This is a genomic window from Micromonospora sp. NPDC023737 (assembly GCF_040639715.1).
Classification (GTDB): Bacteria; Actinomycetota; Actinomycetes; order Mycobacteriales; family Micromonosporaceae; genus Micromonospora.
Genome location: NZ_JBFAAL010000007.1, coordinates 187,024 through 205,626, shown reverse-complemented (window position 1 = coordinate 205,626; position 18,603 = coordinate 187,024). Strand labels below are relative to the sequence as shown.

Below are 18,603 nucleotides of genomic sequence, written 5' to 3'. Positions count from 1 at the left end.
CTCGGCTGATCCGACCGATGTCACCGGCCGGACTGTGCGGTGCCCGGCGTCCGCGACGCCGGACGGGTTGCACCGGGACCGGCCGATCAGCCTCCAGTTCTGGACTTGCCGGTCCAATTTTGTCGCGCCACAGTGTGGTCCGGCGGTCCGAACCGGGCCGGCCACGAATCTGGCGGACAAGGCAACTGGAGTACCAGACGATGCACTACTACCTGCTCGGCCGGTCCGGGCTGCGCGTCAGCCGGCTCGCCCTCGGCACCATGAACTTCGGCACCGCGGGCTTCCACGCCCCGTACGGCAAGACCGAGGCCGAAGCCGAGCCGATCTTCCGGCGCTACCTGGAGGCGGGCGGCAACTTCGTCGACACGGCCGACTTCTACACCGCCGGTGAGAGCGAGCGGATCCTCGGCCGGCTGATCACCTCCGCCGGGGTGCGGGACCGGCTGGTGTTGACCAGCAAGTTCACCAACAGCACCGATCCCGGCGACCCCAACGCCAGCGGCAACGGCCGCAAGCACATGATCCGCGCCCTGGAGGCGTCGCTGCGCCGACTCGGCACCGACTACCTCGACCTGTACCTGCTGCACACCTGGGACCGGATCACCCCGGTCGAGGAGGTCGTGCGGACCTTCGACGACCTGGTACGCGCCGGCAAGATCCGCTACGCCGGCCTGTCCGACGTGCCGGCCTGGTACGCCGCCCGGGCGCAGAGCTACGCCGAGGCGCACGGCCTGACCCCGATGATCAACCTGCAACTGCCGTACTCTTTGATCTCGCGCGGGATCGAGCCGGAATACCTGCCGATGGCGCAGTCCCTGGGCCTGGGCCTCACGGCGTGGAGCCCCATCGGCGGCGGGCTGCTCACCGGCAAGTACCGGCGAACGGCGGACGGCCTGGCGGGCACCGGACGACTCGGCACGGACGGCGCGAGCGGACGTCCGGTCAGCGACCGCGAATGGCGGGTGATCGAGGCGCTCGACGGCGTCGCCACCGAGCTGGGCCGGAGCATGGCCCAGGTGGCGATCAACTGGGTGGCCACCCAGCCCGCCGTCGGCTCGGTGATCATCGGGGCGAGCAGCCCGGAGCAGGTGGACGGCAACGTGGCCGCGCTCGACTTCGAGATTCCGCCGCAGCTGCGCGAGCGGCTGGAGCAGGCCAGCTCCGAACCGCTGCCGCTCCCGTACTCGATGTTCACGCCGGAGTACCAGTCCTGGATGGTGAGCCCCGGCCTCGGTATCGGCGACAAGCCGGCCGGGTACGCCCCGCCGATCGTCAACGGCGCCGCCCAGCCGGTCGGCTGACGACCCGTCCCGCGGTGGGTGCCGCCCACCGCGGGACGGCAGGGCCGCCGTGCCGATACCGTTGACCAGCATGACCCGAGGAGGCCTCATGACGCGCCCGCTGACCAGCAAGGGCGAGGCGACCCGAGCGCGGATCGTCGCCGGCGCGGCCACCGAGGTACGTGAGCGCGGCGTGGACGAGGTCCGCCTCGAGGATGTGATGGCCCGCACCGCCACCAGTAAGAGTCAGCTCTTCCACTACTTCCCTGGCGGTAAGGAGGAACTCCTGCTCGCGGTGGCCGAGCATGAGGCCGACCAGGTGCTCGCCGACCAGCAGCCGATGCTCGGAGACCTGACGTCCTGGGCGGCCTGGCAGGCGTGGCGTGATCGGGTGATTTCGCGCTACCAGGAGCAGGGCGACACCTGCCCGCTCAACGGTCTGCTCGGGCAGACGGGTCGTCGCGCACCGGCCGCCCGTGCGGTGCTCGTCGGGCTGATGCAGCGCTGGGAGCAGGCGATCGCCGTCGGGATCCGGCACATGCAGTCGACCGGCGAGATGACCGCGGAGGTGGACGCCGGACGCGCGGCCGCCGCCATGCTGGCCGGCATCCAGGGTGGCGTCCTGCTGCTGCTCTCGACCGGAAAAATCGACCATCTCGAGGCCGCGCTCGACCTCGCCATCGACGGTCTCCGGCGGCCGCAGTCTTCCGGGTGACGGCACCCCGGCCACCCGGGCCGGATCAGTCGCCCTGCTGCTGGTCGGCAGAGACGGCCGGCCACAGCGTGGCCACCACCCGTTCGGGGAGTCCCTCGATCGACTCTCCGGCATAGAAGGCGGCGAAGTAGCTACCGAAGCACATCAACGCGATGACGCGGGTGTCGATGTCGGCTCTGACCGCGCGTCGCTCCCGCAACTGCTTCAGCACCTCCTCGACCAGGGCGACCCGGGGTTCGACGGCGTGTTCGCGCAGGATCTCCAGCAGGTCCGGCGTGCGGCGCGCCTCGCCGGCGAAGTTGCCCATCAGCACCATCGCGTCCGGGTTGAAGTAGGCGGGATCGAGCCGGCGGACAGCCTCCACGAGCGCGTCGCGCGGCGCCAGCTCCGCGAGGTCGACGGTGTGCATGTCGCGCTGTTTGCGAAAGCCGTAGTCGAGCGCGTCGACCACCAGGTCGAACTTGTTCTTCCAGCGGCGATAGAGCGTGGGTCGGGTCACCTTGGCGTCGGCGACGATGTCACCGATCGTCATCCTCGAGTAGCCGTCGCGCACGAGGCGCTCCCGGGTGGCCAGGATGATCGCCTCGTCGATGGCGGCGTCCCGGGGCCGGCCGCCGGGGTGCGTGCGTTCGCCCCCGCCCGTTGCACTGTCCCGGTCCGGTTCGCCCTCTGGTCGGGTTCGAGCCATGGTTCACCTCGTGGGCAGCGACTGTGGTCGGCGCAGGTTACGTTACAACCAGTGACTGTAACACAAAACACCAGCGCGACGGGTCACCGGAGTGGGCGCGTCGATCATGGCAAGTTGCAGTCAAGTGCTGTAACGAAACATGCCGAGTCGCGCCGACCGGCTCCCGAAGGCAAGGGGCTGACGTGGAACCGAGCAATTCCGTCCTGCACTGGTTCGACTTCATCTGCCCGTTCTGCTACGTCGGGCAACAGCGCAACGAGATCCTCGAACGACGCGGCCTGGAGGTCGTACACCTGCCGTTCCAGATCCACCCCGAGATCCCCGACGGGGGCGTCGAGGCCGGACCGCGTACCGGACCGATGTATGAGGCGCTCGAGCGCGAAGCGGCGGAAGCCGGCCTGCCGTTGAACTGGCCGCGGCGGCTGCCCAACACCCGGAAGGCGCTGACGGCGGCCGAATGGATCCGCCGCAGCCGGCCGGACGTGTCGGGCGACTTCAACCGAGCCTTGTTCGCCGCGCGCTTCGAGCTCGGTGAGGACATCGGCGACCGGGCGGTCGTCGAGCGGCACGCCGCCGAGGTCGGTGTCGATCTCGACGCGCTGCGGGCCGCGTTGGACGACGGCAGCGCACTGGCCTTCCTCGCCGAGTCCGAGTCGTTGGGCGCGCGCCTCGGCGTACGAGCCACCCCGACCTGGCTCATCGCGGGCGAATTGGTGTCCGGCCTTCTCCCGCGACCGGAGTTCGAACGGCTCGCCGAGAAGGTGACGCCCCGTGGATGACGCCGCGAACCCGGTCACCCGACCAGCGGGGTGCGCGGAAGACCTGATGAACGAGAGGAGACGTCGATGGGCCTGAGCGATGCGCCCGAGTTGAAGGTGGTCCCACCCGGCGGCGGCGAGTCGGCCGACATTCCGGGGTTCGGCGCGGTCTTCAAGCTCTACAGCCGCGACAACGGGGGCCGGGTGGCCATCGTGGAGCATCCGTTCGCCGTGGGCACGATCACCATGCCGCACCGCCACACGCGCGAGGACGAGCACTCCATCGTGCTCGAAGGTGAGATCGGTTTCCGGTCCGACGGCGACGAGGTCGTCCTCGGCCCCGGCGGCTACATCACCAAACCACGCGGGCAGATGCACGCCATGTGGAACGCCGGCGGCGTGCCCGGCCGCATCATCGAGGTGATCGCACCGGGCGGCTTCGAGAGCTACTTCCGGGAACTCGGCGAGCTGTTCACCTCCGTGAAGCCGGCGCCCGGCGTGAGCATTCGCGAGACACCCGAGTTCGGCGAACTCGCCGCGAAGTACGGCCTCACCTACGGCACGCCCGACTGGCTCGACAGCATCGTCGCGCGGTACGGACTGCGCCACCCGCTCGGACGGGCCGACTGACCTGTCCCGGCGTCGCTCAGCCAGTCCGTTCGTCCGGGGCGACCACCGGCTCAGTGCAGCGCTCCCACTGCTGCCACCACTGCCGCTCGGTGGGCTCGCCGGCGGCGACGACCAGCGCTTCGACCAACTCGGCCAGGTCCCGAGCCGACTCGGCCCGCCGGCTGCGGACCAGTTCGCGGATCTGGTCGGTCCGTCGCCGCATCACCTCACCCACGAGTTCCTTCCCGCTGCTGGTCAGCCCCAGCCAGGAGACCCGCCGGTCGGTGGCACCGGGGTGCCGGGCCACGAGGCCCCGGCGCACCAGCCGGTCGCAGGTCCGGGTCGCGGTCGACGGATGGACGTGCAGGGCCGCGGCGAGATCGACGGTCCGCAGCGGCCCCCGGGACGCGAGTACGACGATCGCCCGATACTGCGACAGCGTGACGTCCACGTCCAGGGTGGCGAGGGTGCGAGTGGTGATACCGACGAGGGTCCGACTCAGCGCGGCGAGGCTCTCGACGAGCCCGGTCTCCGGGCCTGTCGACGTACTCGCAGGGAGCACGTTCGCGACCATGCGGCAATGATTGCACGGGCGCAGGAGGCGCACTGATGGTGATCCGCCGGTCGTGACGGGTTCAGCTCCGGGGGAGCCGGCCGGTGTGCCGCCGGGGAAGGTGGGTACCAAGCCGCGTCGGCAGCGAGCAGCGGGAGGACACCATGGCAGGCGCAGCTTCTTCTGACCAGCCCGGCTGGGGCGACCGGACGGGCAACCCCGCCGGGCGCTTCACGGACGAGATCGCCGAGGTCGTCCGCGGCGAGATGGGCGCGGTCCGCCGCCAGCTCACCGAGGCCGCCCGGCCGGCCGGCACCGGCATCGCCCTGCTCGCGGCGGCCGGTGGCTGCCTCATCCTGGGGGTGGGCGCGGCGTCGACCACCGTGCTGCGCATGCTGGAGACGTTCCTGCCCCGCCGTCTGGCCGTCGCCGGGCTGGCATCCGGCTACCTCGCCGCGGCCGCCGTACTGGGGCGGCTCGGACTGCAGCAGTTGAGCGCGGCGGGCGACAACTCGGCCCGGGTCGCCGACGAGGTACGCGAGGCCGTCTCCGCGACGGCCGGTGCGGTGGTGCCCGCCGGGTCCGCGGCCGCCCGCCAGGCGCTGGGAGGCGGTCGTGGCCCCGAAGCCGACGGACGGAACGAGGCGTGACCTTGTCGGACAAACATGAGCAGGCCGAAGAGATGCGTGACGACGTGCCGTCGACCGTCGCCCGCTCCGACGACAAGGCGGTGCGTACGTACAAGAAGACGCTGGAGTCGGCCGAGGAGACCTACGGCGACGGGGAGCGGGCGCACCGTACGGCGTACGCCTCGCTGAAGCACACCCACGAGAAGGTGGGCGACCACTGGGAGCCCAAGGAGCGCCCCGGGCCCTCGGATCCGCAGGCGGAGTTGGGCACACCGGCGTCCCGGGAGCGCACCCGCCCCACCGCCGGGGGTGTGGACGCCAATGCGAGCAAGGAGCATCTCGACGACGTCGCTCGCCGGGTGGGCATCCGGGACCCGCAGGACCTGGAGAAGGACGACCTGGTCCAGGCGATCGAGAAGGCAAACGCCCGGGCCACCGCGCGCGCCCGGAAGCGGTGAGAACGTCCGGGCCTCGCCCGTCAGGCCGGTGGCCAGTTCCGCAACGCGGCGTCGGCCACTTGTTGCAGGTCTTCGCATGTGGCGCCGCCGGCTGCCTGGACTGCGACGCCGTTGGCGATGGTCATGACGTAGCGGGCGATCTTCTCCGGATCGGCGCCGGCGGGCAGGTCGCCCTCGGCGACGGCCTGCCTGAACCGGTCACCCAGTAGCGCCTGGCCGCGGGCGCGCCACTCGGCGAGGAAGTCGCGCGCGGTGCGCCCGGTGTCGCCGGCGGCCAGCGCGCCCTGGACGCCGAGGCAGCCTGCGGGTAGTGCGGGCAGGGTGTTGGCGCGGGCCGCGCCGGCGAGGAAGGACATGGCCACCTCGCGGGCGGTGGGCGCTCGTAGTGCTTCGGCGACGTAGGCGCCGGGGCCCTGCTCGTAGTGCTTCAGCGCTTTGCGGAACAGCTCCTCCTTGTTTCCGTAGGCCGCGTACAGGCTCTTGCGGGAGATGCCCATGGCCTCGGTCAGGTCGGTGAGGCTGGCGCCCTCGTAGCCCTGGGCCCAGAAGACCACCATGGCCTTCTCGAGCGCCACCTCGGGGTCGAACTCTCGCGGGCGGCCGATCGACGACGTGCGCATCACCACACCCTAGCACTTTGGTACCGATCGGTGCAGAACTGCTACGGTCGCCTTCTGCACCGATCGGTGTAAAAGTCTATACAGCTCAGACGCCACGCCTTCCGGCACAGGGGAGAGGAACACCATGACCGAGAGTGATCTGCGCGACTGGTACATGCGCTACGCCGAGGCGCTCAACGCCCATCAGTTCGATCGCATGGCCGAGTTCATCAACGACGAGGTCCTGCTCGGCGGTCACCCCGGCAGCCGCGACGACGTGGTCACGGTCCTGAAGGGGATCGCGGACGCCGTCCCGGACATTCGCTGGGAGGTCGACGAACTGCTCATCGACCGAGACGGCATCGCCGTACGCGCCATCAACACCGGCACCCCCACCAAGGAATGGCTCGGCATTCAACCGTCCGGCGCCTCGTTCAAGATCGTCGAGTACGCCATCTACAAGGTTCGTGACGGCCGGTTCTCCCAGATGACGAACCTGCACGACTCGGCCGAGATGCTCCGGCAGTTGACCGCCTGACCGCTGAGGGGATCCGGAATGGATCGCCAGAAACCACGAGCGGGGACACCGCCGTCGGTGTCCCCGCTCGCGGGTGGACCGAGCGCCGTCGGCGGTCGCCCTGACTCTCGTCAGTCGCCGGTCGCACGGCGTACCCTTGGTCGCCACGAATACGTGCATCCTTGCATGTTTCGGTCCCGGGGGAGGGGGAGCCGTGAGGCGAGGCGCTGCCCGCTGGGCGCGGCGAGGGCTGGTGGCCCTGGCCATGATCATCGTTACCCTCGCCGGCGTGATCGGCGGCACCATGCTCGGCGGCCGGGTCACCGGGGACGTGGGACCGCTGCGAGTGCAGTTTCAGGTCAGCCCGTCGACCAACGGCGGCAGCGAGATCGCCGTGCCACCGCTCGGCTCGCTCTTCCTGGACAGCCACTCCGGACCGGCCCGGCTCACCGCCCGCCTCGACTCGCTCGACCAGAAGCGCGCCGAGGCGCTGATCCACGAACCGGGCGGGCTGGCCGCCGCCGGGGCCTCCGCGCCGGCCGACATCCGCGACGCCCTGCTCCGCCTGGGCCTGCGCACGATCGCGGTGTCCGTCCTGGTCACCATGCTGCTCGCGGCACTGACCTTCCGCTCCACCCGCCGGACGGCCTGGGCGGGGACCCTCGCCCTCGCCGTCACCGGCGGCGCCCTCGGAGCGGCCGCGCTCACCGTACGACCCGGCGCCGTCGCCGAGCCACGCTACGAAGGGCTCCTGGTCAACGCGCCCGCGCTGGTCGGCGACGCCCGCCGGATCGCTGACGACTACACCCGCTACGCCGACCAACTGCAACGACTCGTCGGCAACGTCAGCAAGCTCTACAGCACCATGTCAAGCCTGCCCGTCTACGAGGCGGCGCCGGACACCACCCGGATCCTGCACGTCTCCGACCTGCACCTCAACCCGTCCGTCTGGCCGGTGATCAAGACCGTGGTCGAGCAGTTCGACATCGACCTCGTGATCGACACCGGCGACATCACCGACTGGGGCAGCGAGCCGGAGACGTCGTACGTGTCGATGATCGGCCAGCTCAAGGTGCCGTACGTCTACATCCGCGGCAACCACGACTCGCCCCGTACCGCGCAGGCCGTCGCCGGGCAGCCGAACGCCGTGGTCCTGGACGACTCGATCACCAGCGTCTCGGGTGTACGCATCGCCGGGATCGGCGACCCCCGGTTCACGCCGGACAAGCAGGAGCAGGAGGCCGGCCCGTGGGAGGAGGGGCCGACGAGCCTGCCGGGCTCCGGCCTGCGACTCGCCGACACCATCCGGGCCGCCGGCGTCCCGGTCGACATCGCCCTGGTGCACGACCCGGCGTCCGCCGAGCCGCTCGCCGGGACGGCGCCGCTGATCCTCGCCGGGCACACCCACCAGCGGGAGGTCCGCATGCTGCCCGGCCCCGGCGGCGGACCCGGCAGCCGGCTCGCGGTGCAGGGCTCCACCGGCGGAGCGGGCCTGCGTGGACTCGAAGGCGAGGAGCCCACACCGCTGGCCATGTCCGTGCTCTACCTGGGCCAGAACCACCGTCTCGAGGCGTACGACGACATCCGGGTCGGTGGCACCGGCCTGGCTCAGGTGAGCCTGAACCGGCAGGTGATCGACCCGGACGTCGCGGCGGACACGGGCGGCGCCGGCGCCGGCGCCACCACCCCGGCGGCACCGCCGCCGTCGCCGGATATCCCGAGCCAGGCGCCCGCCGGCCGCTGACCGCCTGTCCGCCGCGCCCCGGCCGACGAGCGGGTGCGGCGATGCGGGCACCCGCACCAGGGCGGTGCCCGCGGGCGCGGGTCAGGCGCCGAGCAGCCGGCGGATCTCCGGGGCGGCCGGATGGCGCGGCGCGACGGCGAGGAACCGGCGCAGCGTGTCCGGCGCGTCCCCCGGTCGGGTGCTGCGTTGCGCGAGCCCGAGCACCAGCAGGCCGTCCGGCGAGTCGGGGGAGCGCGTCAGCACCTCCCGCACCGTCCGCTCCGCACCGGCGGCGTCACCCGCACGCAACAGCGCGAAGGCGAGCCGGAGCTGGACGCCGTCGTCCGGGCGGTCCCGCAAGGCCTCCCGGTACAGCTCGGCGGCGGCGTCGTAGCGCTGATCCCGCTCAAGGTCGCGGGCCAGCTGGAGGGTGACGGCGACCGGGTCTGCGGGTCCCGCCTGCGGCTGCGCGTCGTCCAGGCGGTCGGCGGCGAGCGCCACCGCGGCCACCAGCACCACCACTCCGGCGCAGGACACCCACCAGACACGGTGCGCGGCAGCGCCGACCGAAGCGCGGCCGGCCGCGGCCGCGACGGGCCGTCGGCGCCGCGACGGACGCAGCGTGCGTACGGCGGCGGCGCCGGCGCCCAGCAGGGCCAGCGCCGGTACGGCCCAGAGCAGCAGCGACAGCCCCCGGGCAGGCGGGTCGGCGAGCACGTCGTCGCCGTAGCGTTCGACGAACCAACGGCGGATCTCCGCCGGGCTGCGTCCCTGGGCCAGTTGCTCGGCCGCCGCCTGTCGCATCGCCGCGGCGATCGGCGACTGCGAGTCGGCCACCGACTCGCCCTGGCAGGCCGGGCAGCGCAACCCTTGCGTCACCGTCCGGACCGGGTCGGCGTCCGGGGCCGCCGCCGACGAGCGGAGCAGTCCCGCGACCGCTCCGGCGACCAGTGCCGCGACCACCAGCGCCCCGAGCAGCCGCCGCCAGCTCATGCCAGCTCCAGCAGCGGCGCCACCCGCTGGTCGAGCCACTGCCGGGTGACCACTCCCTGCTGGCGGGCGACGATCCGCCCGTCGCGGTCCACCACGAAGGTCTCGGGGACTCCGCGTACGCCCCACCTGACGGCCTGGGTGCCGTCCGGGTCCGGCAGCACGGTGAGGCCCGTCGTCCCGGTCTCGGCCAGCAGCGCCCGCACGGCCTCCGGTCCGTCGCGCAGGTTCAGCCCGACGACCCGCAGCCCGTGCGGGGACCAGCGTCGGACGGTGTCGGCGAGCAGCGGCAGTTCGTCGCGGCACGGCCCGCACCAGGAGGCGAAGACGTTCACCAGGACCACCTGTCCGCGCGCCTCGGTGAGGTCGAACCGTCCGCCGTCGAGCGTGGCCCCGTCCAGCGCCGGCGCCGGGATCGGGTCGCCGGCCGCTCCGGTGGTCGGGGCCGTGCCGGTGCGCAGCCCGGCGGCCAGTACGACGGCGACCGCGACCACCAGCAGCAGCAGCGTCGCCCTGCCCACCGGCAGTCGGCGCAGTCGGCCGGCCGTCACGCCGGGACCTTCGCGGCGGCGGGCGGGGCGGCCGGAGTCGACGTCGGTGGCCGCCGCCGGATCCGCCGCACGCTCGCGGCGAACGCGAGGAGTCCACCGCCGACGATCAGTGCCGCGCCGCACCAGAGGACACCCACCAGTGGGTTCACCGCGAGCCGCACCGTCGCGGTGCTGCCGTCCGCGGCGACGGCGAGCAGCGTGACGTAGGTGTCACGCCGCGGGCCGGTGTCTATCCACGGCACGGTGACCGCGGTGTCCCGGGCAGTGTCGTACCAGAGTCGCGGAGCGACGGTGCGGTCGGCGCCGTCACCGGTCAGTGCCAGCCGGGCCCGCACCGCCATCCGGCCGTTGCTCGCCGATCGCTCGACCGCCAGCAGCCGTACCGACACGTCCGACACCCGTACCGTCTCTCCGGTTCGCACGGTCCGCTCCTGGGCCCGGCCGTACGCCGAGGACCCGGCGACGCCGAGCGCGACCAGCGCGAGGCCGGCGTGTGCCAGTACGGCTGCCAGGCGTACCGCCCGTACGCCCCGGCGGCGGCGCAGCAGCGACCCGAGCTGTCCGGCCAGACCGGTCAGGGTGAACGCCGCCGCCCCGAACGCGACAAGTGCCGGCACACCCGGCCGGCTGAGCAGGCTCGCCGCGGCCACGGTCACCGACCCGGCGACCGCGGGGAGCACCAGTTGTCGTGCCGCCGCCCGGTCGCCCGCTCGCCGCACGGCGGGAGCGACCCCGGCGAGCAGGAGCACCACGATCGCCAGCGGGACCGCGGTGCGCTGGTAGTAGCCGGGACCGACGCTGCTGCGCGCACCGGTCAGCGGCTCGGTGAGCAGTGGAAGGACGGTGCCGATCAGCACGACCGCGGCGATCGTCACCAGCAGCACCCCGTTGACCAGGACGGCCGTGGCCCGGGACAGCAGGGGAGGGTGGCCGGGATCGGGCGGCGACGGGTCGCGCCGGCCGGCGAGCAGTGTCGATGCCAGGACCGCCAGCAGCACGAGACCGAGCAGCAGGGGGCCGAGTGGGGATTCGGTGAACGCGTGCACGCTGGCGACCGCGCCGGAGCGGGTGAGGAACGTGCCCAGCAGCACCAGCAGGAAGCTGGCGCAGGCGAGGACGGAGTTCCATCGAGCCCGCCGGAGGGCACCCGACAGCATGGTGTGCAGGAACGCGGTCGCGGTCAGCCAGGGCATCAGCGAGGCGTTCTCCACCGGGTCCCACGCCCAGTAGCCACCCCAGCCGAGTACCGCGTACGACCACCAGGCGCCCATCGCGATCCCGGCGGTCAGGGCCGACCAGGCGGCCAGGGTCCACGGGCGGGCGATGCGGAGCCAGTCCCGGCCTTCGGGGCCGGCCAGCGGGGCGGCCAGGGCGAGGGCGAACGGCACGACCAGGCCGAGGTAGCCGATGTAGAGCAGGGGCGGGTGCACGCCCATCGCCGGGTGTTGCTGGAGCAGAGGGTTCGGCCCGGGGCCGTCGACCGGCGCCGGGTGCACCGACCGGAACGGGTTCGCCGCGAGCGCCGACAGGGCGAAGAAGAACGTGGCCACGACGCCGACGACCGCCATCGCGTACGCGTGCAGCCGGGGCGGGTGACGTCGGCGGGCCAGCAGTGCGGCGTATCCGCAGAGCACCAGCAACCACAGCAGCAGCGAACCGTCGAGCGCCGACCAGAGACTGGTGACCGTGTCGTAACCGGATACGTGCCGCCCGCCGTTCTCGGCGACGAAGCGGACACTGAAATCGTGTCGGAGCAGGGCCGTCTCCAGCACCGCGCACGCCAGGGCGGCGGCCAGCAGGGTCACCACGGTGGCCACCCGCGCCTGCCGGGCGGACCTGCCGAGCAGCGCGACCCGCAGCCAGAGCAGAACGGTGACCGAGGCGCTGATCAGTCCGGCGGCCAGGCTGGCGGTGCCCAGGTCACCGAGCATCCGACGGCCCCACCTCGGCCGGCCGGTACTCGTTGCCGTGCCGGACCTCCACGTGGTCCGAGCGGAACACGCCGTCGGTGGAGAGACGGCCTTCGACGACGGCGCTCTCACCCTCGCGGAACGTCTCCGGCGGGACACCGCGCTGGTACACCACGATCTCGTGTCCCGCCTCGGTCAACTTGAACACCACCAGATCGCCCTCGTGGCGCAGCGAGCCGGGCACCACATCGCCGCCGAGCCGTACGCGCTCGCGCGCCAGCTCCGGATCGGCCAGCACCTCGCCGGGCGTCCGGTAGTAGGTGAGGGTGTCCCGTAGGGCGCTGGTGACCAGCAGACCCCCGCCGGCGAGCAGCACGCCGATCAGTGCGACTCGACCGGGGCGCCGGATCATCCGACCCGGGCCGGGGCGCGCCGGGCCGGGTCGGCGGGCGTGGCCGCCGGCACGGACCGCCGGCGTTCCAGCCGGACCACCCGGTGCAGCAGGACGCAGAGCGCGACGACGCTGGCCGCCGCCACGGCGAGCAGCAGCGCGAGGCCCATCCGTGGATCGATCGGCGGGCGTTCCGGGGCGAGCATCGTGGCCTGCTGGTGCAGCGATCGCCACCAGAGCACCGAGAAGTGCACCACCGGGACCAGCAGGAAGCCGGCCACGCCGACCACGGCCGCCGGCCGGGCCACCGGACGGTCGCCGTCGCGGCTGCCGGTGCGTTCGGTCAGCATCCGTCGCAGCGCCAGGTAGCCGGTGTAGGTCAGCAGCAGTAGCGCCGTGCTGACCAACCGGGGATCCCAGGCCCACCAGGTGCCCCAGACCAGGTGCCCCCAGTAGGACCCGGTGCCGATGGCGAGCGCGGTCAGCACGACACCGATCTCGGCGCCGGCCCGGGCGAAGCGGTCCCAGCGGGGGTCGGCGCCGATCAGGTACGCCACGCTGGCCGCCAGCACGACTCCGAACGCGAGGTACGCCACCCAGGCGGCCGGCACGTGCAGGTACATGAGCCGTTGTGCCGGACCCTGCGCGGCGTCGGTCGGGGCCAGGAATCCACCGGCGAGAGCTGCGGCGGCGGACAGGCCGCCGGCCGTCCAGCCCAACGTGCGCCGGCCGGCAGCACCGCCGCGAGTGTCGAGGGCGAGGTCCACGGTGGTCGCTCGCATGATCTCCCTGTCCGCGCCGTCGGCGCTTGCCCGGGCCGTTCCTGCGTGCCGACTCTATTCCGAGTAAATGCTCTATTCATCGCATTTGCCTATATAAGGCGTAGGAAGGGATGAGCTGGTTAGGGTCGGTGCCGGTGAACAGAGCGCACGACCTCGAGCATCCCGGGCGACGCCGGCCGATCCGGCGCGTCGGCCCGGCGCTGACGCTCGCCGTCGTGCTGCCACTCGCGGCCTGTTCGGCCGGCTCGCCCTCCACGCTCGACCCGGCGGGTACGGGCGCCGCCCGGATCGCCGACCTGTGGTGGGTCCTCTTCTGGATCTCCGCAGCGGTCTTCGCCGAGGTCATGGTGCTTCTGGTGTGGGCCCTGGTGTTCCGCCGGGGCCGCGACACCCGGGTGCGGCACGGCCAACCACTGCGGTTCGTCGCGATCGCCGGCGCCGGGGTGCCACTGGTGATCCTGGTGGTGGTCTACGCCCTCGGACTCCGCGACCTGGCCGCGCTCGGCGCCGGGCCCGGACGGGACGCGCCCACCATCGAGGTCACCGGCCACAAGTGGTGGTGGGAGGTGCGAGTGCCGGGGATCGACGGCGCCACCGCGAACGAGCTGCACATCCCGGTCGGGGAACGGGTCCGGGTGCGGCTGCGCACAGCGGACGTCCTGCACAGCTTCTGGGTGCCGCAACTGATGCCGAAGACCGACCTGATCGCGGGCGAAATGCGTGAGACCTGGCTGCACGCCGACCGGGCGGGCACCTACCGCGGGCAGTGCGCCGAATACTGCGGCACCCAGCACGCGCACATGGCGTTCCAGGTGATCGCCGAACCGCGCCCACAGTTCGAGGCCTGGTTGGCCCGCCTCGGAGCGCCGGCGCGCCAACCGACGACCGAAGCCGAGCGGCGCGGGCAGCAGGCCTTCGTCCAGGGCAGCTGCGCCGGCTGTCACGCGATCCGCGGCACCGGCGCCGACGCCCGGGTCGGGCCGGACCTGTCCGACGTCGGCTCGCGCTGGAGCATCGGCGCCGGCGCCGTGCCCAACGACGCCGGACACCTGGGCGGGTGGATCGTGAACCCGCAGACCGTCAAGCCCGGCAGCTACATGCCGCCGCAGCCGGTCGACGCGCAACGACTGCCCGACCTCATCGCCTACCTGCGGTCACTCGAGTAGAGCGGGAGGCAGGACATGTCCACGACGATCGCGCCGTCATCCGGCGCCGGCCAGGAGGACCTGGCCCGCCTCGAAGCGCACTGGGGGGAGCGGCCCTCGCTGCGCTCCTGGTTCAGCACCGTCGACCACAAGCGGATCGGGCGGCGCTACCTCGTCACCGCCTCGCTGTTCTTCGTCCTGGCCGGGATCAGCGCGCTGGCCATGCGCACCCAGCTCGCCCGGCCCGAGTCGAACCTGCTCTCGCCGGAGGAGTACAACCAGCTGTTCACCATGCACGGCACGGCGATGATCTTTCTGTTCGCCACCCCGATGCTGTTCGGCTTCGGCAACTACCTCGTCCCGCTGATGATCGGTTCGAGGGACATGGCCTTCCCCAAGTTGAACGCGTTCGGCTACTGGGTCTTCCTCTTCGCCGGGCTGTTCATGTGGGCGAGTCTGCCCTTCGGCGCGGCGCCCAACGGGGGTTGGTTCGCGTACGTGCCGTTGACCGACGGCCGGAACACCCCCGGGCTGCACATGGACGTCTACACCCTGGGGTTGCTCTTCCTCGGCATCGCCACCACCGCAGGCTCGATCAACTTCATCGTCACCGCGCTCAAGCTGCGGGCGCCCGGCATGTCCCTCAACCGTGTCCCGCTGTTCGTCTGGGCGATCGTCGCGACCGCCTTCATGGTGATCTTCGCGCTGCCGGCGTTGAATCTCGACAACGCGATGCTCTTCCTCGACCGCCGGTTCGGCACCCACTTCTTCGACCCGGAGGCTGCCGGCAACGTGCTGCTCTGGCAGCACCTGTTCTGGATCTTCGGCCACCCGGACGTGTACATCATCGTCATGCCGGCACTCGGGATCGTCTCGGCGGTGCTGCCCGCCTTCACCCGCCGCGGCGTGGTCGGCTACGTCCTGATCGTGCTCGCCATCGTGTCCATCGCGATCATCTCGTTCGGCGTCTGGGTGCACCACATGTTCGCCACCGGCCTGCCGCACCTGTCCTACAGCTTCTTCAGCGCCGCCAGCACGATCATCACGATCCCCTCGGGCATCCAGATATTCGCCTGGCTGGCCACCATGATGCTAGGCCGCCTGGTCGTACGGGTGCCGCTGCTGTTCCTCATCGGGTTCATCGTGACCTTCGTGCTCGGTGGTTTCACCGGCGCCATGTTCGCGCTGACCGCCTTCGACCAGCAGGTCACCGACTCGTACTTCGTGGTCGCCCACTTCCACTACGTGCTCATCGGCGGCGCGGTGTTCCCGATCCTCGCCGGCATCTACTACTGGCTGCCGAAGATGACCGGACGGATGTACCACGAAGGACTCGGCAAGTGGGCGTTCTGGCTGTTCTTCACGGGCATGCAGGTCGCCTTCTTCCCGATGCACCTCTCCGGCCTGTTCGGCATGCCGCGCCGGGTCTACACCTACCGCGACGAGCCCGGCTGGGACGTGTGGAACATGGTCAGCACCATCGGGGCGTACATCCTGGCCGTCGGCCTGCTGCTCGTGCTGATCGGCGTGGTGCACGCCATCCGCCGCGGCCGTCCCGCACCACCCGACCCGTGGGGCGGCGACACCCTCGAATGGTCCACCGACTCGCCGCCGAGACCGTACAACTTCCCCGTCCTGCCGCAGGTGCACAGCCTGCACCCCACCTGGGACCAGCCGAGCCGGTCCTCCATGACGGAGGACGCCACCCCGGACCGGATCCTCGCCGACGGCCGGCGGACGTTGTTCACCAGCGAACTGGACGGCCGCCGCGAACGCGTGGTGGAGATGCCGGAGGCTTCCCTGCAGCCACTGCTGCTCGCCCTGGCCATGCTCGTGTTCTTCACCGCGATGCTGTTCGCCTGGTACCCGTTCGCCGTGGCGGCGGCCGTCGCGGTGGCCGTGATCATCGCTTGGTGGCTGTGGCCGCCGCGGCGTCCCGAAGAGGAACTGGGGGTGGCCCGATGAACGGGCGCCGCGCGGGTCAGCCGCGTCTCCGCACCGACCGCGGGGCGTGGCCCGGATGAGCGCCCGCAACCTCGCCGCGGCCACCAGCACCGAGGCGCTGACCACCGAACTGCCGGTCGGCCGCTCCACCGGGTGGTGGGGCATGGTCATGTTCGTCACCACCGAGGCGACCCTGTTCGCGTGCCTGCTCGGCAGCTACTTCTACCTGCGCTTCCAACACGGCGGCGAATGGCCACCCGGCGGCATCGAGCAACCCAAGCTGCTACGCCCGTTGGTGATGACGGCGGTGCTGTTGCCCAGCAGCCTGCCGATGATCTGGGCGGATCGCGGCATCCGCCGCGGCTCCCGCCGGCGGCTGCGGTACGGCCTGGCCACCACCATCCTGCTCGGAACCACCTTCCTGGTCCTGCAGGCCACCGAGTACGCCGAACTGTTCCACGAGTTCACCCTCACCACGAACGCCTACGGCTCGCTCTTCTTCGTCATCACCGGATTCCACGGCCTGCACGTGCTCATCGGGCTCACCATGCTGAGCTGGCTGCTCGCCGCCGCGCTGCGCGGCGGCAGCTTCGGCGCCCACCGCCACGACCGGGTCCGCAACGCGGCCATCTACTGGCACTTCGTCGACGCGGTCTGGGCCGCCATCCTGTTCACCATCTACCTCTCGCCGAGGCTGTGACGTGAGCGCGCAACCCGGCCCGCGTACCCGTCTCGCCGGTGGGCTGCTGCTCTGGTACGCGGTGCTGGGGGGCGCGCTCGCGTGGGCGATCCACCTGATGCTGGCCTGGGGCATCGACGAACTCACCTGCGCCAGCGGCTCGGATCGCGTCGGCGCCGTACCGCTGCGGGTGGTCGTCGCGCTCGCGGTGGTCCTGCCGGCGCTCGCCACCGTCGGTGCGCTCCTCGCTGCCGCGCTCGCCTGGCGACGGACCGCCCACACCCGGCCCGACGGGATCGCCGAAGGGACCCTCGGCCGCACCCGGCTGCTCGCCGCCCTGGGCCTCTGGGCGAACCTGCTGTTCCTGGCCATCATCCTGCTGGGTGGCGTCGCGTTGCTGGTGTTCCCGCCATGTCAGCGTTGAGCGCGGCCGGCTCCGTCGAGGCCGGGCTGCTCACCATTCTGCTCGCCGTGGCAGTCGCCCTGCTGGCCGCCGGCTACGGCCGGGGTGTCCACGAGCTGTGGGCGCGTCGGGGAGCCGGGGAGGTGCTGCCGGGCTGGCGGGTCGTCGCCTTCGGCGGTGGCGTGCTGGTCGTGCTCGCCGCCGACAGCGGACCGCTGGCCGGGCTGGCGCAGCGGTCCTTCACGGGTCACATGACCCAGCACATGGTGCTGCTGCTGGTGGCCGGCCCGCTGCTCGCCGCCGGCGCCGCCGGGTTGCCGCTCAGCCTGGCCTGCCCGGTCCGGCTGCGGCGACGGCTGGCCCGGCTCCGGTCCGCCCGCGGCACCCGCTGGCTGCGTCGGCCGGTGAACACCGCCCTGATGGCCGGCGCGGTACAGACCCTGGTGCTGTGGGTCTGGCATCTGCCGGCGCCGTACGTCGCGGCACTGGACCGGCCCGTCGTGCACGCCCTGGAACACGTCTGTTTCGTCGCCGGATCCTGGCTGCTCTGGGCTCCGATTCTGGGCGTGGCCCGGCACCGGCTGCCCGCACCTGTCGCGTTGCTGCTGCTGGTCGCAACGATGCTGCCGGCCTCCGCGCTGGGTGCCGTCCTCACCTTCGCACCCCGGCCGGTCTACCCGCTCAGGGCACTCGGTCCCGAGCCACTCGCCGACCAGCAACTCGCCGGCCTGCTCATGTGGGCGCCGATGGACGTGGCCGTCCTCGTCGCGGCGTTGACGGTGTTCCTGCGCTGGCTGCTGCGGCTGCAGCGGCAACATCCGGACACAGTGGGTCCGACAGAGCCGGCCGGGCCCGCGGCCGCCGCCCGAACCGAGGGAGTGCTGCGATGACCAGACCTTCGCGTGCCCGGTGGCTCGCCCTGCTGGTGCCGGTGGCGGTGCTCGCCGCCACCTCCTGCGCCCGCGCCGACCGGCCGCCGCCCCCGGAGATCCGCGCCGGTCAACCGGACCGGGGGGCCGCCCTCATCACCCAGTACGGCTGCGGCTCCTGCCACACCATTCCCGGCATCGACCGGGCCGAGGGGCTGGTCGGGCCGCCGCTGACCCGGTTCGGCGCGCGCTCGTACATCGCGGGGGAGCTGGTGAACAACGCCGACAACCTCCAGCACTGGATCGTCGACCCGCAGGCCGTCGAGCCGGGAACCGCCATGCCGGATCTCGGTGTCACCCCGATCGACGCGCAGGACATCGCCGCCTATCTCTACACCCTGGACTGACCG

Annotated in this window: 22 protein-coding genes; 14 read left to right on the top strand and 8 right to left on the bottom strand. The window is 72.0% G+C overall.

Features of this window, described 5'->3' with window-relative positions:
• Positions 1 to 200: 200 nt before the first annotated feature.
• Positions 201 to 1,301 (top strand): aldo/keto reductase, encoded by a 1,101-nt coding sequence (locus AB0F98_RS17975; protein WP_357736268.1) that lies wholly within the window; start codon positions 201 to 203, stop codon positions 1,299 to 1,301.
• 88 nt (positions 1,302 to 1,389) lie between these two features.
• Positions 1,390 to 1,995, top strand: a complete 606-nt coding sequence (locus tag AB0F98_RS17970) for a TetR/AcrR family transcriptional regulator (protein WP_357736265.1) — start codon at positions 1,390 to 1,392, stop codon at positions 1,993 to 1,995.
• A gap of 25 nt (positions 1,996 to 2,020) precedes the next feature.
• Here AB0F98_RS17970 and AB0F98_RS17965 read toward each other — a convergent pair whose 3' ends face one another.
• Positions 2,021 to 2,683: a TetR/AcrR family transcriptional regulator gene (locus AB0F98_RS17965; RefSeq protein ID WP_357736262.1), complete on the bottom strand. Its 663-nt coding sequence runs from the start codon at positions 2,681 to 2,683 to the stop codon at positions 2,021 to 2,023.
• A gap of 182 nt (positions 2,684 to 2,865) precedes the next feature.
• Between AB0F98_RS17965 and AB0F98_RS17960 the strand changes: the two genes are divergently transcribed.
• Positions 2,866 to 3,462, top strand: coding sequence for a DsbA family protein (locus AB0F98_RS17960; RefSeq protein ID WP_357736259.1), 597 nt, complete (start codon positions 2,866 to 2,868; stop codon positions 3,460 to 3,462).
• Between the two features lie 66 nt (positions 3,463 to 3,528).
• Positions 3,529 to 4,071, top strand: coding sequence for a cupin domain-containing protein (locus AB0F98_RS17955; RefSeq protein WP_357736256.1), 543 nt, complete (start codon positions 3,529 to 3,531; stop codon positions 4,069 to 4,071).
• Between the two features lie 16 nt (positions 4,072 to 4,087).
• On the opposite strand, the gene AB0F98_RS17950 is transcribed toward AB0F98_RS17955, so the two are convergent.
• Positions 4,088 to 4,612, bottom strand: coding sequence for a MarR family transcriptional regulator (locus AB0F98_RS17950; RefSeq protein WP_357736253.1), 525 nt, complete (start codon positions 4,610 to 4,612; stop codon positions 4,088 to 4,090).
• A gap of 155 nt (positions 4,613 to 4,767) precedes the next feature.
• On the opposite strand from AB0F98_RS17950, the gene AB0F98_RS17945 reads away from it, so the two are divergent.
• Positions 4,768 to 5,253, top strand: a complete 486-nt coding sequence (locus tag AB0F98_RS17945; protein ID WP_357736249.1) for a phage holin family protein — start codon at positions 4,768 to 4,770, stop codon at positions 5,251 to 5,253.
• A gap of 32 nt (positions 5,254 to 5,285) precedes the next feature.
• Positions 5,286 to 5,690 (top strand): ChaB family protein, encoded by a 405-nt coding sequence (locus AB0F98_RS17940; protein ID WP_357736608.1) that lies wholly within the window; start codon positions 5,286 to 5,288, stop codon positions 5,688 to 5,690.
• A 20-nt stretch (positions 5,691 to 5,710) separates the two neighbouring features.
• Here the strand turns inward: AB0F98_RS17940 and AB0F98_RS17935 are convergent, their stop codons facing one another.
• On the bottom strand, positions 5,711 to 6,310 hold the full coding sequence (locus AB0F98_RS17935; protein WP_357736246.1) for a TetR/AcrR family transcriptional regulator: 600 nt from the start codon (positions 6,308 to 6,310) through the stop codon (positions 5,711 to 5,713).
• Positions 6,311 to 6,434: 124 nt separating this feature from the next.
• On the opposite strand from AB0F98_RS17935, the gene AB0F98_RS17930 reads away from it, so the two are divergent.
• Complete coding sequence (locus AB0F98_RS17930) at positions 6,435 to 6,827, top strand: ester cyclase (RefSeq protein ID WP_357736243.1); 393 nt, start codon at positions 6,435 to 6,437, stop codon at positions 6,825 to 6,827.
• A gap of 193 nt (positions 6,828 to 7,020) precedes the next feature.
• The gene (locus AB0F98_RS17925) at positions 7,021 to 8,550 is read left to right on the top strand and encodes a metallophosphoesterase (RefSeq protein WP_357736240.1); all 1,530 of its coding nucleotides are present in this window, start codon (positions 7,021 to 7,023) and stop codon (positions 8,548 to 8,550) included.
• Between the two features lie 81 nt (positions 8,551 to 8,631).
• On the opposite strand, the gene AB0F98_RS17920 is transcribed toward AB0F98_RS17925, so the two are convergent.
• Genes AB0F98_RS17920 through ccsA form a run of 5 tightly spaced genes read right to left on the bottom strand, consistent with a single transcriptional unit; the run spans position 8,632 to position 13,153 of the window.
• Positions 8,632 to 9,522, bottom strand: a complete 891-nt coding sequence (locus tag AB0F98_RS17920; protein ID WP_357736237.1) for a cytochrome c-type biogenesis protein CcmH — start codon at positions 9,520 to 9,522, stop codon at positions 8,632 to 8,634.
• The gene (locus AB0F98_RS17915) at positions 9,519 to 10,070 is read right to left on the bottom strand and encodes a redoxin family protein (protein WP_357736234.1); all 552 of its coding nucleotides are present in this window, start codon (positions 10,068 to 10,070) and stop codon (positions 9,519 to 9,521) included. Before AB0F98_RS17915 ends, AB0F98_RS17920 begins: the two co-directional genes overlap by 4 nt.
• On the bottom strand, positions 10,067 to 12,001 hold the full coding sequence (locus AB0F98_RS17910; RefSeq protein WP_357736231.1) for a cytochrome c-type biogenesis CcmF C-terminal domain-containing protein: 1,935 nt from the start codon (positions 11,999 to 12,001) through the stop codon (positions 10,067 to 10,069). Before AB0F98_RS17910 ends, AB0F98_RS17915 begins: the two co-directional genes overlap by 4 nt.
• The gene (locus AB0F98_RS17905) at positions 11,991 to 12,392 is read right to left on the bottom strand and encodes a cytochrome c maturation protein CcmE (protein WP_357736228.1); all 402 of its coding nucleotides are present in this window, start codon (positions 12,390 to 12,392) and stop codon (positions 11,991 to 11,993) included. Before AB0F98_RS17905 ends, AB0F98_RS17910 begins: the two co-directional genes overlap by 11 nt.
• Complete coding sequence (ccsA, locus tag AB0F98_RS17900) at positions 12,389 to 13,153, bottom strand: cytochrome c biogenesis protein CcsA (RefSeq protein ID WP_357736225.1); 765 nt, start codon at positions 13,151 to 13,153, stop codon at positions 12,389 to 12,391. The genes AB0F98_RS17905 and ccsA overlap by 4 nt, the downstream gene beginning before the upstream one ends.
• A 134-nt stretch (positions 13,154 to 13,287) precedes the next feature.
• Here ccsA and coxB point away from each other — a divergent pair, with 134 nt between their 5' ends.
• Genes coxB through AB0F98_RS17870 form a run of 6 tightly spaced genes read left to right on the top strand, consistent with a single transcriptional unit; the run spans position 13,288 to position 18,600 of the window.
• On the top strand, positions 13,288 to 14,319 hold the full coding sequence (coxB, locus tag AB0F98_RS17895; RefSeq protein ID WP_357736222.1) for a cytochrome c oxidase subunit II: 1,032 nt from the start codon (positions 13,288 to 13,290) through the stop codon (positions 14,317 to 14,319).
• A 15-nt stretch (positions 14,320 to 14,334) separates the two neighbouring features.
• Positions 14,335 to 16,263 (top strand): cytochrome c oxidase subunit I, encoded by a 1,929-nt coding sequence (gene ctaD / locus AB0F98_RS17890; RefSeq protein WP_357736219.1) that lies wholly within the window; start codon positions 14,335 to 14,337, stop codon positions 16,261 to 16,263.
• 55 nt (positions 16,264 to 16,318) lie between these two features.
• Positions 16,319 to 16,942 (top strand): cytochrome c oxidase subunit 3, encoded by a 624-nt coding sequence (locus AB0F98_RS17885; RefSeq protein WP_357736216.1) that lies wholly within the window; start codon positions 16,319 to 16,321, stop codon positions 16,940 to 16,942.
• A 1-nt stretch (position 16,943) separates the two neighbouring features.
• A complete protein-coding gene (locus AB0F98_RS17880) occupies positions 16,944 to 17,345 on the top strand; it encodes a hypothetical protein (RefSeq protein ID WP_357736213.1) in 402 nt (133 codons plus the stop codon).
• Complete coding sequence (locus tag AB0F98_RS17875) at positions 17,333 to 18,214, top strand: cytochrome c oxidase assembly protein (protein WP_357736209.1); 882 nt, start codon at positions 17,333 to 17,335, stop codon at positions 18,212 to 18,214. The genes AB0F98_RS17880 and AB0F98_RS17875 overlap by 13 nt, the downstream gene beginning before the upstream one ends.
• On the top strand, positions 18,211 to 18,600 hold the full coding sequence (locus AB0F98_RS17870) for a c-type cytochrome (protein WP_357736206.1): 390 nt from the start codon (positions 18,211 to 18,213) through the stop codon (positions 18,598 to 18,600). Before AB0F98_RS17875 ends, AB0F98_RS17870 begins: the two co-directional genes overlap by 4 nt.
• The last annotated feature ends 3 nt before the right edge of the window (positions 18,601 to 18,603 follow it).